Genomic DNA, 13,762 nt, shown 5'->3' with positions numbered 1-13,762 from the left:
GTTCAGGACGGCAGGGCACTGCCCGCAGGCGGTGCGGCAGCCGCGGCAATAGTGCTCCCCGCCGCCGAAGTGCCACTCGGCAAGGGCGGCGAGGCGTTTTTTTCCTCCTCCAGCAGCAGACCCTTCGTCACATAGCCGAGCTGGAAGGCCTCGAAGAACGGCAGCAGGTCGAGCAGCGCATCGAGGCCCTCGGCGCTGAGCGGCAAGGGATTGCCATTGGCATCGCCCACGCCCTCCCAGTCGCGCACGGCGAGCCGCGCCAGCGCCTTGGCCATGGCAACGGCAAGCGCCTCGCTTGAGGCATCCTCGCCGAGCGCGGCGAGCGCCGGATCGCTGCGGGCCGCGGCCATCAGCGCGGTGGTGAGTGGTGCTACCAGCAGGCGCACGCCGTGGCCGAGATCGAGCCAGACAGGCTCGCGGGCAAGGTCGAGACGGATCATCGGGAACACTCCTCCTCAGGCATAGCTGGCGACATCGTTGAGCAGGCGGACGCGCAGCATGGTGTCCTCGCTCTCGTCAAAGGCGGCGCGCCACTCGAAGCGGGCCTCGATGCCACCGGGGCCGGAGACGGCATATTTGGTGCGCGGCAGGAACACCCGCGGCAGCTCGAAGCGCAGGGCATAGCCCTCGGGCATGGTCAGGCCATATTCGAGCGCGACCGGATCGCCGTCGCTCGCCTCGGCGAGCAGCGTCGCCCCGTCGAAGCGCAGCGCCAGCGTGCCCTCGGCGGTCGCCAGCGTCGGATCGGCCGCCTCGATGCGCCCGTCCTCGCGGATCACCCGCACCCGCTCGAGATTGTTGGAGAAGGTGAGCCCGCCGCCGGTCACCCCAGCCAGCGCCGAACCGCCGCGACGCACGTAGCCACGCGCCTGGGCGAAGCGCCGCGGCGCCCAGGCGGCCGGTGCGGCATCGACGGTGGTGGCGGAGCGCTCCTCGCCCTGGGCCACCAGCTGCAGCCGGGCATTGGCCGGGCCCTCCTGGCCAAGCTCGATCTCGATGCTCTCGGCCACCGTGCCGAGATGCCGGAAGAACACCGGGGTGGTGAGCTTCGGATGACCGATTTCGAGCGTGTGGCTCGGGATCTCGTCGGCCCCGCTCTGCCAGACATGGAGGTGCCCGCCGCCGGTCAGCCGCGGGCCGGAAGGGGTGGCGTGCGAGGCCGCGAGGGTGAAGCCGTTGCCGTTCGGGCCGGTGGTGTCGAAGACGATCTCGAGCCGCTGCGTGCTCGGCGGGCGGCTGTAGGTGCATTTGGAGACCTCGGGATTGGCCGAGGCGTTGAGGTTGGTGACCAGCTGGTCGATGGTCTGGGTCACGGTCGCCTGGATCTGGGTCTGCAGCGCCCCCGGCGTGCCGGTGACGAAGGTCCAGACCACGCCGTTCAGCGTGATCGTCTGCCCGGCGGCGGGATTGGCGGCGAAGGTGATCGATCCGCTTGCCGCCACGCTGCTCGTCGTCGGCAGGCCGAACAGGGCGGTGAGCCAGTAGCCTGTGCCGCGCAGGTCGAGCGGCACGTCGATCTGGCCCTCGTCGGTGACGAGGCCGCGATAGGGATCCTGCGCATTGCGCCCGCGCCCGAGCAGCGGATCGGCGGCGAGCGGTTGCGTGGCGGCAAGGTCGGTCGAGCGGAAGTCGAGGCTGCGCCAGCCGCTCGACGGCATCACGCCATAGCTCGTCTCGCGGGCGATCTTGAGCGTCGCATCCGCGCCATAGGCACGCAGTTTGGGCATGGGTCATCTCCGATGGGGATGGGGGACGGGAAGGCCCGCGCGAGCCACCCGCGCGGGGCAGGATTATTGTTTCAGATCATGTGCTTAATCGCTTGATAAGCAGGGCGGACAGAGCGAACACGCTTCTACCGGATGCATCGCCAACGGAGGAAGCAGATGACCCTGACCACCACCGCCCGCCACGAGGCCCGCGCCGAGAAGGCCCGCCGCAACAGCAAGGCAGCGCTCGAAGCCTTCATGGCCAACAAGCTCGAAATCGACAGGCTGCTCGAACGTCTGCAGGCGCTGAGCGAGGATCATTTCCACGCCGAACCCGACAGCGTGCACTGGGGCCATGTCGGCAGCCTTGCCCATGTCCGCGACCAGCTGCGCGAGATCGCCCGCTTCCTTGGGATCGAGGCATGACCATGACACAGAGCAGTCCCATGCCGGTTTCCGACACCCAGCGTATGGTCCTGAGCGCCGCCGCCCAGCGCGCGGATGGCAATGTCCTGCCGCTTCCCGGATCGCTGCGCGGACCCAATGCCCGGCGGGTCGTTGCCGCCCTGCTGCGGCGCGGGCTCATCGCCGAGACCGTGACCCGCAGCTGGACCAAGGCCAGCGCCAAGCACAACACTTTCTGGCGCAATGACGAGGACGGCCGCGCCACCCTGCTTCACATCACGCCCGCAGGCCTTGCCGCCGTCGGCAGCGCCGGGGGAGCCAAGGCTGCAGCCCCGCAAGGATCTGGCGCTGCGCACGAGGAGTCCCAATGCCCGCACTGCAACGGCGCAGGCCGCAGGCTCCATCTGGCTGGCACCGAGCTTGCACACACCACGCGCTGCCACATCTGCGATCCTGAGCCCGAACCACCCGCTTCGCAGGAGGCTGTCGCCACGCCTGCCCCGCCGCCGCGCCGCCAGCGCGACGGCACCAAGCAGGCCGCGCTCATCGCCATGCTGCAGGCACCCGAGGGCGCCAGCGTGGCCGAGATCGCAGCAGCACTCGGATGGCAGAGGCACACGGTGCGCGCCGCGCTCTCGCATGGGCTCAAGCGCCGCTTGGGCCTTGGCGTGGCCTCGCACCGGGACGAGACCCGCGGGCGGGTCTATCGCTTGCAAGCGGAAGGCTGAGCCATGGCCAAGGCCACGCTCCACGACCGTCTGGTCGCCGCTCTCCTCGCCTCGGGCGAGCGCCTCGTCCCCGATGCCGCCACGCAGCGCTACACTGTGCTTACCTGCAGCCATCCCAAGGCGCCGCAGGGCTGGCACTACTACGTCGGGCGCGCCGGGGCCTTGCGCGTCGGCCCATCCGCCAGCGCCAGCCGCGCGGTGAGCGAGACGCTGAAGGACACACTGCTCGGGATCGCCCGCCTGAAGCAGGCGTGACGACTCCGCAGTCGCAGCTTGATGATCCGCCGCCTCCGTCCGGGCGGCGGCTCCCGTTCGGGCCCATTGCCGGCCCATCCTGATCCCATCGCATCTCACCCCGCGAGCGGATCGCTGACCAGATACTCGGCGGTCAGCACGAGCCGCGCGGTGAGCAGCGGGACTGCGCCCTCGATGGCCAGCACCCCGATCTCCGGCGCGGCCGGAGTGAGGGTCTCGGCAAGGCCGCCGAGCGTCTCGTCGGCGCGGAGTGCCGCACCGATCGCGCCGAGCAGCCCATCGAGCGCCGCCTCACCGCCGCCAGCATTCCCCTGCGGCACGAACAGCTCGAGCTCGATGCGGTGGCGATACCATTCGCGGCGCGGGTTCAGCGTCACCTCGGGCTCGCCCGGCTCGCCGTCGCGCAGGATGACGAGCCCGTCAGCCGGCACCTTCTCGGGCAGGGCCGCATTGCGCCGCACCGGCGCCGCGAGTGCAGCGCCGAGCTGCGCGGCGAGCGCTGCCAGAATGGCCTCACGCGTCGACATCACCGATCCTCACCTCCAGCGTCCCACCACCCGGTCCTCGAGCCGGCCGATCCAGCGCTCGGCCGCGCCTTCGACATCGAGGCGCTTGCGAAGCCGCACCTGCGGCACCAGCACGAAGAGCACCACGCTCACGAGGCCGCGCCCGGTCCTGAGCGCCGTGGCGCTCGCCCGGGCATAGCCGCCGCGCCGGCCGCTGCGCGCGCGCAGGTTCTCGGCGACCAGCAGGGCTGGCCGGCCCGCTCGTCCCGGCACGAGGCGTAAAGGCGTGCCCATGCGCTGCTCCCACAGCTGCGGCGTGAGCCGCCGGTCACCGGCGCGCATGGAGAGCGCCGCCTCGGTCGGGATGGCAAGGAAGGTGCCGCCACGCGCGCGAATCAGTGCGCCCTCGGCATGGCCGCGGATGATCGCCGGCGCCTTCGACCAGACCAGTCCCGCCGCCCCGAGGCTCGCCTCGCCGCTCGGCCAGACCTGCGAGCGCCAGGTGCGGGAAAGGCGCGCTCCCAGCCCCGCGCCGGTCACCTGCGCGCGCAGCTCGCCCTTGAGCCCGGCGGTCGCCTCGGTGACAGCCCCGCTCACCGCCTGCTCGGCCGCAGCCACCTCTTCGGCCATGATCTGCCTGAGATCGCCGATGGTGGTGAGCGCGAGCCTCATGAGGGGGCCAGCTCCGCCGTCCAGACGAGGCGCTCGGCATCGCCCAGCGGCTCGCCCTGGACGATCCAGTCCTGGCCTGCGACCGCGATGACATCGCCTGGTTCCAGCACTGGCACCTCGGCCATGCGCAGATCGGCGAGCGCGGTTGCGGCGTGAAGGCGGGTCTCGCCCCAGTCGGCCACCCGGTCCGGCCGGCGCAGCACCACGCGCACCGGAACCGGCGGGCCGCTGCCGCCAGCACGCCAGAGACCATCGCGGGCAAGGTTGGGGTCAGCGAACAGCACATCGAGCGCGGCGGCAAAGGCGCTCATCAGAAGCTGCCGTTGAGCCGCACCCGGCCGACGACATCCTCGGCCCCGCCGGCAACCGCCTCGGTGGCAACGCCGATGAGCGTGTTGCCCGAAGCCGTGGTGGTGCAGCGCCGGTTGGTGTTGTCCCAATAGACCCTGGCGCCCACGCTCCAGGCCTGGCTCGGCGCCTTGGCCAGATCGAAGACGCCGACGAGCGCGGCCTCGACATTGTCACCGGATTGCGCAGCACCGCTGGCGACGCCGAAGATCGCGCCCACCAGCAGGCCGTCGCCGGGGGCAAGGGCATGGGGTGCGGCAAGGGTGATGGTCTTGCCGGGCTGGACGTAGTTTTTCATGGGGAAGATCCTCCTGGAAAGACGAAGGGCGGCCCGTCAGGACCGCCCATCTCGTAGGGGTTCAGGTGTCAAAGACGGGACCGGATCAGGCGCCGGGGTTCCTGTAGAGGCCGCGCCAGTCGATCGCCTTGGCGCCGAAGTCGAGCCGGCACTTGATCTCGACCCCGTCGACATCGAACCCGTTGCGGGTCTCGATGTAGGCCCCCTGCTGGCCCTCGAGATAGGCATATTCGATGGTGTCGATCTGGGCGGGCGAGGCGGCGAGATACCAGGCGGTCTCGCTCGCGGCATCGAGCCGCGGCTCGGCGATCGGCACCAGCGTGCGGATCGAGGCCGGCACGACATTGCCGCTGGAGGCCGGCACGAGGTTCTGCGCCAGCAGCTGCTCGGCCTTGAGTTCCAGCGCGGCGGGCACGATCAGGAAGGCCGGGCGGATGTTGAGCACGGTCTTCTTGTCGAGCCCGGTCTGCCTCGCCATGGCCGCGCGCGCCGCCCCGAGGCTCGTGACATCGAGCGCCGTGCCGGTGGCGGCAAGGTTCCTGTGGCTCGCATGGAACAGCGCCTGCCCGTCGGCCATGGCGGGGTTGGAGGTGATGATCGACCAGACGACATCGCTTTCGAGCTGGGCGATGGCATTGCCATACATCGCCGGGATCCGGGTGAAGGCGTCGAGATCGTCGTTGATCAGCACCTGACGGGTGATCGCCACCACCCGGCCATAGGTCTTCACGCGATAGCTCTCCTTGCTCTCCCCGAGCGTGCCGCGCTTGAACTCGCCGCTCTCGGCCACTTCCAGAAGCTGCGGCGCCTCGCCCAGTTGCACCCGGTGCATGGCCTTGAAGTCAGTGGCCAGCACCTGGCGGCAGAAGGCGGTGAAGGTGCGCGGGGCAGCCTCATAGGCCTGGCGCAGGGTGCGGTTGGTGACGGCCGCGAGGATCTCGGGGAAGTCCGAGGTCGCATGCAGCGCGCGGGTCGCCACCTCGTCGCGCGAGAGCCCGCGCGTGCTGGTGCCGGCCAGCTCGAGGCTCTCGCGCGCGAGTTCCATGAGCGTCATGCCGCGATAGGACCGCGCGGCATCCTCGAGCGGGAACAGGCCCGGGCTGTAGCGGTGGAGCAGGGCATTGGTCACCGCCTCGCGGCGGGTGACCCGCTCGTCGCGCCCGCCGAGCGGGATCGCGACATGGGGGAAGCTGCGGGTCTCCTCGGCCTTGGCAGCAAGCTCGTCGAGGATCAGCTGCCGCGCTTCCTCGAGCGGGGTGCCGCGCCGGACCAGATCCTCGGCGAAGCCGCGCTCGAGCCTGAGGCGGCTTGCCAGATCGTGGATCGCGGCGACCCGCGCGCGTTCCTCCTCGCGGGCCCGGCGCGCGATCGCCTCGGCATCGGACGGCAAGCCGGCATCGGCCTCGCGCAGCGGCGTGGGAATGGGGGCAACAGCGGGGGCGCCATCGGAAGCGACGGCGCTGGCAGCCGCGCGGGTTTCCTCGCACGGGGCGCTGGCGGCCGCATCGGCGGCGGACGGATCGGGGACGGGGTCGTGCATGGTCAGCTCTCCTTCGGGGCTTGGGCGTGCGTCCCGCCGGACGAGGACGCAGGGGGAATGGGGGACCGGGCTGCTGCGGAAGCCGGCCTGCGGGTCGGCGCCCACCGGCACGGCCGAGATCTCGAAGGGGGTCCAGTCGATCGCGCGCCACAGCTCGCGCCCGTTCTCCGGCCGGCTCACCTGGTAACGGTGGACCTGGTAGCCGATCGAGACCGCGCGGATGTGCCCGGCCTCGATGTCGCGCCAGATCGGCTCCACCTCCGCGCGCTCGGAGAAGCGGATCAGCGCAAGCCCGCGCCCCTGCTCGATCCGCGCCGAGCCGGGCACCACCGAGCCGATGATCGCATCGAGGCTGTCGGTCTCGTGCACCTTGAGGAACGGCGCGCCCGCATTCAGCCGCTCGAGCCGGACATGGGCGGGATCGAGGCTCAGCTCCTCGTCATAGGGCGCATCGAACCAGCGCTGGCGCAGCACCCGTGCACCGGTCGACCAGACCACCTCGACGGTGCGGGCGGCAGGGTCGATGGTATGGGGCGCAAGCTCGCCCGCCCGGCGCAGCGCCGGAAGCTCGATCGTCGTCTCCATTGCCTGTCACTCCTGTTCGCTGTCGGTGGCGAGCGGATCGCTGCCCTGCACCCCGCCAGTGCGGCTCACCCGCCTCGGATCGCTGTCGAGCACGAGGCCGAGCGCATCGAGCCGGGCATTGGTGGCGGCGATCTCGGCCAGCACCGCCTCGGGATTGCGCCCGGCACGCGCGATCGCCTCGGCCAGCGTCATCGTGCCCGAGCGGATGGCGATGAGGTTGGCCATGGCATCCTTGTAGGGATCGACCGCCTCGAAGCGCGGCGGCGACCACTCGACCGGAACCTCGGGCACAGGGATTGCCCCTGCCGCCCAGGCGCCTTGCGTGAACCAGCGCCAGACGGGCAGGCAGAACATCGGGATGAACAGCTGCCACTGCACCGCATCGATCATCCGGCGGAACTCGACGAGGCCGGCGCGGATCGAGGAGTAGTTGACCTGGGAGAGATCCCCGGTCAGCAGCTCGTAGGGCACCCGGAACCCGGCCGCGATGGTGTGCAGGCTCGCGCGGCGGTACTCGGCATAGCCGCCGGTCGCGGCAGGCTGGTTGAAGCGGATGTCCTTGCCGCCGCGGGCATAGGCGATCAGCCCCGGCTCGAACTGCTCGACCCGGTTGCCGTCGGCATCGACCACCGCCGGGGCAATGCCCTGCTGCGTCTCGTCGTCGCCGACGACGATCGCGGTGACGCAGGCCTCGGTCTTCTTCCTCACGATCTCGGCGACCTCGTAGTCGTCGAGATCGCGCAGGACCCGGATCACCGGCGCGCCCCAGGGCACGCCGCGCACCTGCGTGCGCTGCTTCTCGTAGACATGGGCGATGTCTTCGGCCGGCACCGGACGGCTGCCCTGCCGCAGCGTGGCCAGAGGCCCGCCGTCGCCGGGATGCTCGGCATGGAGCCAGTAGGCCCGGCGGCGCCCCAGCGCATCGAACTCGACCCCCTGGACGATCCGCCCCGCGCCGGAAGCGCCATGGCGGGAGCCATCGAGCAGGTCGGCCTCGATCATCTGCAGCTGCAGCGGCACGGCCAGACCATCCCCGGCGCGGCGCGGACGGCGCCGCACCAGCACCTCGCCGGCCTCGACCATCTCGCGGCAGACCAGCGTCTGCAGGCCGTAGAAGTCGAGCTGGCCATCGGCGTCGCACTCGGCCGACCAGCGCTCGAACAGGGCATCGACCCGGCGGTCGAGGGCCGCATCGCCGCTCGCAGAGCGCGGCATGATGCCCGCGCCTACGATATTGTTGACCAGCACCGCCACCGCCTTGGCGGCATGGGGATTGTTGCGCACCAGATCGCGCATGCGGTCGCGCAGGAGCGGCCCGGCCGCGCCGATCTCGGCATCGGCCGAACTGCCGGTCGCGCGCCAGCCCTCGGTGCGCCGCCCGCGCGCCGCCCCGTCATAGCCGCGCGCAAGGCTCGCGAAGGCCTCGCGCGCCAGCACCCGGCGCGCGGCCATGCGCGGCGCGATCCAGCCCAGCGCCCGGTCGAACCAGCCCAGCGCCATCAGCGATCCCCGCGCGAGAACCCGGCAAGGCCGGCAAGCGGCAACGGCCGCGAGGCGCTGGCGAGCGCCTGCTCGAGCGTGCGGATCCGCGCCAGCAGATCGGCGGCCGAGCCGTATTCGACGGTTCTGCCGTCATAGCTCACGCGGGTCGTGCCGCTGGCGTAGGCGCGGCGCAGGGCCGCCAGTTCCGTCTCGCTCCACGCGCTCATCTCACAACCACCCTTCTCTTCGCCCGAGCCAGTCGGAGCGGCGCTTGCCTTCAGGCGCCCGTCCCGGCCGATGGATCTGCCCGGCAGGATCGCTTGCGCCGGGCGCCACCTGAAGCTGCGCCTCGAGATCGCGCCACTTGTCCTCGCCCCAGCGATCAGCGCCCGCGATCCAGGCCGCCGCTCTGGCATAGACCCGGCAGTCGAGCGCCTCGTTGCGCTCGCGCATTTTCTGCCACTCAAGCCGCGCAAATCCTCTGCGGTTGCGCACCGTTACCAGCTGTTCGGCGGTGAGCTGGCGCAGCCACTCGCTCTCGATCCATTGCGGCAGATGTATCGTGCCGGGCGGGAACGCTGCACCCGCGGCAATCTCTTCATCCGTCGGCCTCGCAAGGCGCAGGAAGCGGTAGGTCTCGGTCTTGAAGGTCGAGACCGCCACGGTCCACAGCCGCGCGCCGCGGCGCAGCCTTCTGCCGCTCTCGGTCACGTCCACATAGGTCGGACCCGAGACCGGGCTTGACCGGTTGAACCCCTCCACGCCCTTGATCGGTGCAACCTGGGCAAAGCCTACGCTGCGCGCCCAGGCATGGACCGCCTGGGTCTCGTAGCCGGTGTCGATGGCGAGGCGCGCGATCCGCAAGTGTGCACCACCTGCGTGTCGCCAGCTGCGGTCGAGCAGGGCAGAGAGCTGCGCCCAGGCATCCTGCCGGTCCGGCCCGCCCTCGATCACCAGGTGATCGACGAGCCAGCTTTCCAGCCCGCGCCCCCAGGCCCAGACATCGACCTCGATGCGGTCCTTCTGCACGTCGGCCCCGGCGGTGATGAACAGCCCGCCCGCCGGCACCGTGCCCGGCGTCCACGGCTCGCGCCGATCGTAGAGCCGCTGCCAGTCGGGCGCGTCGCCGGTCTCGACCCAGCTCTCGCCCAGCACCGTGTTGACGAAGGCGCGCATGGCCTCGTCCGAGCCTTGGGCCGCCTCGTGCGCCCGGGCGATGCGCGCCCAGCTCATCCAGCCCACCGGCGAATAGAGCGCCGAGATGTGATAGCCGACCGTGGCCGGATCGGCAGCTTCCGCCGTCGCCCGCCACTCGCCTGCTTCCAGCATCGCCGTCTTGTGGTGCTCACCGATCGGCGCCTCGCAGGCCTCGCAATGATACTCTGCCGTCTCCGGCTTGCCCTTGCTCCAGCGCAGCCGCTCAAACTTGAGCCATTGCATCGCCCCGCAATGAGGGCACGGCACGAAGTAGCGCCGCTGGTCGCTGCTCTCGAACTCGCGCTCGATGCGGCTCACACCGCGGATCGTCGGCGTCGAGACCAGCAGCACCTTGCGCCGGTGCGCGAAGGTCAGCGAGCGCGCCTCGGCGAGGCTCACCGGGTCGCCCTCCTCGTCGGCCGAGGCGGGATAGGCATCGACCTCGTCGAGGAAGATATAGCGCGCCGGGGTCGAGCGCAGGCCGACGGCCGAGTTGGCCCCGGTCATGATCAGGATGCCGCCGGCGAACTCCTTCGACAGCATGGTGTTGCCGGCATCGCGGGATCGGGCGGGTCTGACCCGCTCCCGCAAGGGCGGACTCTCGGCGATCAGCGGCTCGATCCGCTGCCGCGAGTTGCGCTTGGCCAGTTCCACCGTGGGCTGGACCGCCAGCATCGGCCCCGGCGCCTGGTGGATGACATAGCCGATCCAGTTGTTGCCGGCCTCGGTCGCGCCCACCTGTGCGGCCTTCATGAACACCACCCGCTGCGCCGGATCGTGCGGGCTCAGCCGGTCCATGATCTCGCGCATGTAGGGCGTGCGCGCCGTGCGGTAGCGGCCCGGTTCGGCTGAGGCGCGGCCCGAGAGCACCCGGTGGCGGTCGGCCCATTGCGAGACACTCAGCCGCGCATCGGGCGCCAGTCCCCGCGCCCAGGCACGCCGAAGCGCCCCGGCGCCGGGAAAGTCCTCGTTCCCGCCCGAAGCCTCAGGTGAAGTCGGGCGCGCGCGGTGCGGCGAGCTCCTCGAGGTGGCTGCGGACATGGTCCTCCAGGATCTTCTGCATCGCCGCCACCTCCACGATCACTTCGCGGCCTGCCGCCTCGCTGCATGAGGCCGAAAGCTCCGACGCCATCAGCGCCGCCACCCGCGCCGGCCAGGTGATCCACGCCTCGCGCTCTTCGCGCGCCATGCGGAACACCAGCGCCGCGGCCCGGTCGCGCTCGACCAGCTCGCCCTTGAGCTTCTGCAACCGCAGGCGGCGCTCCTGTGCTTTCAGCACCTCGTTCGCGGTCCGGGCCTGCAGGAAGGTCGTGCCCCCCGAGCCGCTGGTGCTGGCCAGCCCCTGTTCGCGCAGGGTCTCGCCCACCGCCGCCACGGCCGCCTCGGGCACTGGCCTGGCGCCCTCGGTCCCTCTCGAGGAACTGGCCGCGCGCCGCGATTTGGCAGGATCGGTGAACTGGCTGCGCCTGGCATCAGACGCGGCGGCATCGATCGAGCCGTCGGCATGCAGCACCAGCCGCCCGGCCGCGCGCGCCTTCTGCACCGCGCCGCGCGAGATACCGGCATGGGCCGCATATTGCCGCTCGCTCATGCCCTTCGTCATGGTCCGACCTGGTCACCTCCCGTCAGCGCCTGGCGCGCGCGCAGATGCTCGAACAGCCGCCGCAGCCCATAGGAGCGCACCACGCTCACCAGCGTGAACACCGCGCCCATCATCAGGTTGGCAGCAAGCGTCGTGTGCAGGCCGAACAGCGGGAAGACCACAAGCTGCGTCACCACCGCCACGCCATAACCCACCACCACATTGGCCAGCGACTCCATCAGCGACATCACGCGGGACTGCTTCATGGCCGCTCTCTCTGCCCGATCCGCGCCAGCGCGGCCCGATATGCACCGGCCACGTCGACGATCAGGCAGGTCTTCGGACGGCGGCACACGATGGCGGGCAGACCAGCGTCATCACTCAGCCAGACCGTCTCGGCGAAGTCGCTGCTCTCATCCCATCGTGCCAGGACGAGGAACAGCGCCATGTCTTGGTGCACACAACCGCGCTGCTCCAGCAGGCCGCGCAGCTCGGCGACCAGACGCCCTGCCTCATGCGGCTCCAGCGACAGGGCACACAGCTCGGCCATCACGGCAAGACAGGCCAGATCGCACCAGTCGAACAGCCGCCGCTGGCCCGGCCTGACCGCCTGTGACGGCCGATAATGGCCCCGCGTGATCCACTGGCCCAACTGCCACGTGCCCAGCCCGCAGGCCTCGCACATCTCCCGGACGGTCCACATGGCCCTACCGCGCCCGCCTGCGCCTGGGTCTCGCTTCGGACACTGCCTCGCCAGCTTCGGCCTCGGTGCCGTCCGCGGGAGGCGGCTGCGCGCCCTTCAGCCGCTCGGCCTTCACCTGCGCGAAGGTGCGGCCGTCGCCCTCAAGGATGGCGGCGCGGCCCGTGGCGGCCTGCCAGCGCTCGACCGCCACATCGACATAGGCCGGGCTGATCTCCATGGCATGAACGCGCCGGCCGTTCTCCTCGCCGGCGATGATCTGCGTGCCCGAGCCGCAGAACGGCTCGTAGCACAGGCCGCCGCGCGCCACATGCTGGCGCATCGGGATGGCGAAGGCATCCACCGGCTTGGGCGTGGGATGATCGGGCCGCTCCTCACCGGCGGGCACGGCCATCTCCCAGGTCGAGGGCAGCGTCTCCTCGGCCACCTTGGGCGGGCGGTGCGGACGGCGCCAGCCCATGAAGCAGGGCTCGTGCTTCCACAGGTAATGCGAGCGGGTGAGCACCCCGCGGTCCTTGACCCAGACGATCTGCTGGTGAACGAAGGCGCCGGCCTTCTCCCAGCATGCTTCCAGCATCGCCTGGCGGCGCGAGGCATGCCAGCAATACCAGGCGGCATCCTCGGCGATCGCCTCGGCAATGGCGGCGGCGATGAAGCCGTCGTAGAGTTCGGCGCCCTGCGCACTGTCGTCCCAGGTGACGCCATAGGACCGGCTCCAGTCCTTGTTCTGCGTGGGATGGTTGGTGCCGTCGTAATCGACCAGATAGGGCGGATCGGTGGCGAACAGGATCGCCCGCTCGCCGTTCATCAGGCGGCGGACGTCCTCATGGTTGGTGCTGTCACCGCAGAGCAACCGGTGGTGCCCGAGGATCCACAGGTCGCCCCTGCGCGAGGCCGGGTTGCGCGGCGGCTCGGGGATGGTCACCGGCGGAACCTAAGCGCCGCCATCCTCATCGCCCGCTTCGGGATCGAGCGCCAGCAGCCGGTCGAGTTCGCCATCGGCAAAGCCGGTGAGCCCCAGATCGAAGTCCTCGGCCAGCAGGTGCCTCAGTTCGCCCGCCAGCAGCGCCTCGTCCCAGGTGCCGAGTTCGGTCAGCCGGTTGTCGGCGATGCGGTAGGCGCGGCGCTGGGCCTCGGTCAGATGCGCCAGCACGATCACCGGAGCCTCGGTCAGCCCCAGCTCCATCGCGGCGAGCACCCGCCCGTGCCCGGCGATCAACTCGCCGTCCTCGGCAACCAGGCACGGCACGGTCCAGCCGAACGCGGCCATGCTGGCAGCGATCCGCGCCACCTGATCGGGCCCATGCTGCTTCGCGTTCTGGGCATAGGGCCTGAGGCGCTCGAGCGGCCACGTCTCGATGCGGTCGGGGGCAAAGGCAAGGGTCATGGGCAGAAAGGAACGATAAAGGGTCAGGAACGCGGGAGGGGCGCACCCGCGCGGGTGGCCGCTGATTGGCCAGGCTGGCTCAGCGGGCGAAGCCTCGATGCGCATGCGGCCGATGGCCAGCGTGCTCGAATGGGCGAACGGGAGGGTGGATTCCACGGTGGACTCCACGGTGGATTGCCTGTGGACTCCGGGTGGATTCCGGAATCCAGTAAGAAGCCACCCGGCAGCTCGCCCGGACTTGCGGCTATCCAGCAGAAATCACGCGGTTTTCCTGTGCCCTCCGGCAGCCGGTGGCTTCCCTCAGACGGGGGTGGCTTCCCAAAAAATCGGCCCTGTCGCTGGCGCTACGCCGCGCCTCGCCCGCCAGCATA

The 13,762-nt window shown here is 70.7% G+C and carries 18 protein-coding genes; 3 read left to right on the top strand and 15 right to left on the bottom strand.

Features of this window, described 5'->3' with window-relative positions:
* Nucleotides 1-2: 2 nt before the first annotated feature.
* Both BZF61_RS14625 and BZF61_RS14620 read right to left on the bottom strand, forming a co-directional pair.
* Nucleotides 3-440, bottom strand: coding sequence for a hypothetical protein (locus tag BZF61_RS14625; RefSeq protein WP_027443739.1), 438 nt, complete (start codon nucleotides 438-440; stop codon nucleotides 3-5).
* 15 nt (nucleotides 441-455) lie between these two features.
* Complete coding sequence (locus BZF61_RS14620) at nucleotides 456-1,727, bottom strand: phage tail tube protein (protein ID WP_027443740.1); 1,272 nt, start codon at nucleotides 1,725-1,727, stop codon at nucleotides 456-458.
* 156 nt (nucleotides 1,728-1,883) lie between these two features.
* On the opposite strand from BZF61_RS14620, the gene BZF61_RS14615 reads away from it, so the two are divergent.
* From BZF61_RS14615 to BZF61_RS14605, 3 genes are read left to right on the top strand one after another with little or no spacing between them, the layout of a single operon-like run.
* Nucleotides 1,884-2,132 (top strand): hypothetical protein, encoded by a 249-nt coding sequence (locus BZF61_RS14615; RefSeq protein ID WP_051221149.1) that lies wholly within the window; start codon nucleotides 1,884-1,886, stop codon nucleotides 2,130-2,132.
* Nucleotides 2,129-2,839 (top strand): DUF3489 domain-containing protein, encoded by a 711-nt coding sequence (locus tag BZF61_RS14610; protein ID WP_211219334.1) that lies wholly within the window; start codon nucleotides 2,129-2,131, stop codon nucleotides 2,837-2,839. Before BZF61_RS14615 ends, BZF61_RS14610 begins: the two co-directional genes overlap by 4 nt.
* Before the next feature lie 3 nt (nucleotides 2,840-2,842).
* Nucleotides 2,843-3,094: a hypothetical protein gene (locus tag BZF61_RS14605; protein ID WP_027443742.1), complete on the top strand. Its 252-nt coding sequence runs from the start codon at nucleotides 2,843-2,845 to the stop codon at nucleotides 3,092-3,094.
* A gap of 95 nt (nucleotides 3,095-3,189) precedes the next feature.
* Here the strand turns inward: BZF61_RS14605 and BZF61_RS14600 are convergent, their stop codons facing one another.
* From BZF61_RS14600 to BZF61_RS15925, 13 genes are all read right to left on the bottom strand, one after another.
* Complete coding sequence (locus BZF61_RS14600) at nucleotides 3,190-3,621, bottom strand: hypothetical protein (RefSeq protein WP_211219364.1); 432 nt, start codon at nucleotides 3,619-3,621, stop codon at nucleotides 3,190-3,192.
* Between the two features lie 9 nt (nucleotides 3,622-3,630).
* A complete protein-coding gene (locus BZF61_RS14595) occupies nucleotides 3,631-4,272 on the bottom strand; it encodes a DUF6441 family protein (protein WP_086620085.1) in 642 nt (213 codons plus the stop codon).
* Nucleotides 4,269-4,583 (bottom strand): head-tail joining protein, encoded by a 315-nt coding sequence (locus BZF61_RS14590; RefSeq protein WP_027443908.1) that lies wholly within the window; start codon nucleotides 4,581-4,583, stop codon nucleotides 4,269-4,271. Before BZF61_RS14590 ends, BZF61_RS14595 begins: the two co-directional genes overlap by 4 nt.
* Nucleotides 4,583-4,918 (bottom strand): DUF2190 family protein, encoded by a 336-nt coding sequence (locus BZF61_RS14585; protein ID WP_027443909.1) that lies wholly within the window; start codon nucleotides 4,916-4,918, stop codon nucleotides 4,583-4,585. The genes BZF61_RS14590 and BZF61_RS14585 overlap by 1 nt, the downstream gene beginning before the upstream one ends.
* Nucleotides 4,919-5,003: 85 nt before the next feature.
* A complete protein-coding gene (locus BZF61_RS14580) occupies nucleotides 5,004-7,043 on the bottom strand; it encodes a prohead protease/major capsid protein fusion protein (RefSeq protein WP_027443910.1) in 2,040 nt (679 codons plus the stop codon).
* Between the two features lie 6 nt (nucleotides 7,044-7,049).
* Entirely contained in the window at nucleotides 7,050-8,543 is a 1,494-nt protein-coding gene (locus tag BZF61_RS14575) for a phage portal protein (protein WP_027443911.1), read from the bottom strand.
* Nucleotides 8,543-8,752 (bottom strand): phage head-tail joining protein, encoded by a 210-nt coding sequence (locus BZF61_RS14570; RefSeq protein WP_027443912.1) that lies wholly within the window; start codon nucleotides 8,750-8,752, stop codon nucleotides 8,543-8,545. Before BZF61_RS14570 ends, BZF61_RS14575 begins: the two co-directional genes overlap by 1 nt.
* A gap of 1 nt (nucleotide 8,753) precedes the next feature.
* Nucleotides 8,754-10,763 carry a phage terminase large subunit family protein gene (locus tag BZF61_RS14565; protein WP_086620084.1) on the bottom strand — a complete coding sequence of 670 codons (2,010 nt, stop codon included), beginning with the start codon at nucleotides 10,761-10,763 and terminating at the stop codon, nucleotides 8,754-8,756.
* The gene (locus BZF61_RS14560; protein WP_086620083.1) at nucleotides 10,708-11,325 is read right to left on the bottom strand and encodes a hypothetical protein; all 618 of its coding nucleotides are present in this window, start codon (nucleotides 11,323-11,325) and stop codon (nucleotides 10,708-10,710) included. Before BZF61_RS14560 ends, BZF61_RS14565 begins: the two co-directional genes overlap by 56 nt.
* Complete coding sequence (locus BZF61_RS14555; RefSeq protein ID WP_086620082.1) at nucleotides 11,322-11,570, bottom strand: DUF7220 family protein; 249 nt, start codon at nucleotides 11,568-11,570, stop codon at nucleotides 11,322-11,324. Before BZF61_RS14555 ends, BZF61_RS14560 begins: the two co-directional genes overlap by 4 nt.
* Nucleotides 11,567-12,007 carry a hypothetical protein gene (locus BZF61_RS14550; protein ID WP_027443849.1) on the bottom strand — a complete coding sequence of 147 codons (441 nt, stop codon included), beginning with the start codon at nucleotides 12,005-12,007 and terminating at the stop codon, nucleotides 11,567-11,569. The genes BZF61_RS14555 and BZF61_RS14550 overlap by 4 nt, the downstream gene beginning before the upstream one ends.
* A gap of 4 nt (nucleotides 12,008-12,011) precedes the next feature.
* Nucleotides 12,012-12,929, bottom strand: a complete 918-nt coding sequence (locus BZF61_RS14545; RefSeq protein ID WP_211276795.1) for a DNA-methyltransferase — start codon at nucleotides 12,927-12,929, stop codon at nucleotides 12,012-12,014.
* Between the two features lie 9 nt (nucleotides 12,930-12,938).
* Nucleotides 12,939-13,547, bottom strand: coding sequence for a ParB/Srx family N-terminal domain-containing protein (locus BZF61_RS15925; RefSeq protein ID WP_211276794.1), 609 nt, complete (start codon nucleotides 13,545-13,547; stop codon nucleotides 12,939-12,941).
* Between the last annotated feature and the right edge of the window lie 215 nt (nucleotides 13,548-13,762).

Source organism: Erythrobacter tepidarius, from assembly GCF_002155695.1.
Taxonomy (GTDB): domain Bacteria; phylum Pseudomonadota; class Alphaproteobacteria; order Sphingomonadales; family Sphingomonadaceae; genus Erythrobacter; species Erythrobacter tepidarius.
The sequence above is the reverse complement of the archived record's forward strand: the minus strand, read 5'-3'. Positions and strand labels throughout refer to the sequence as shown.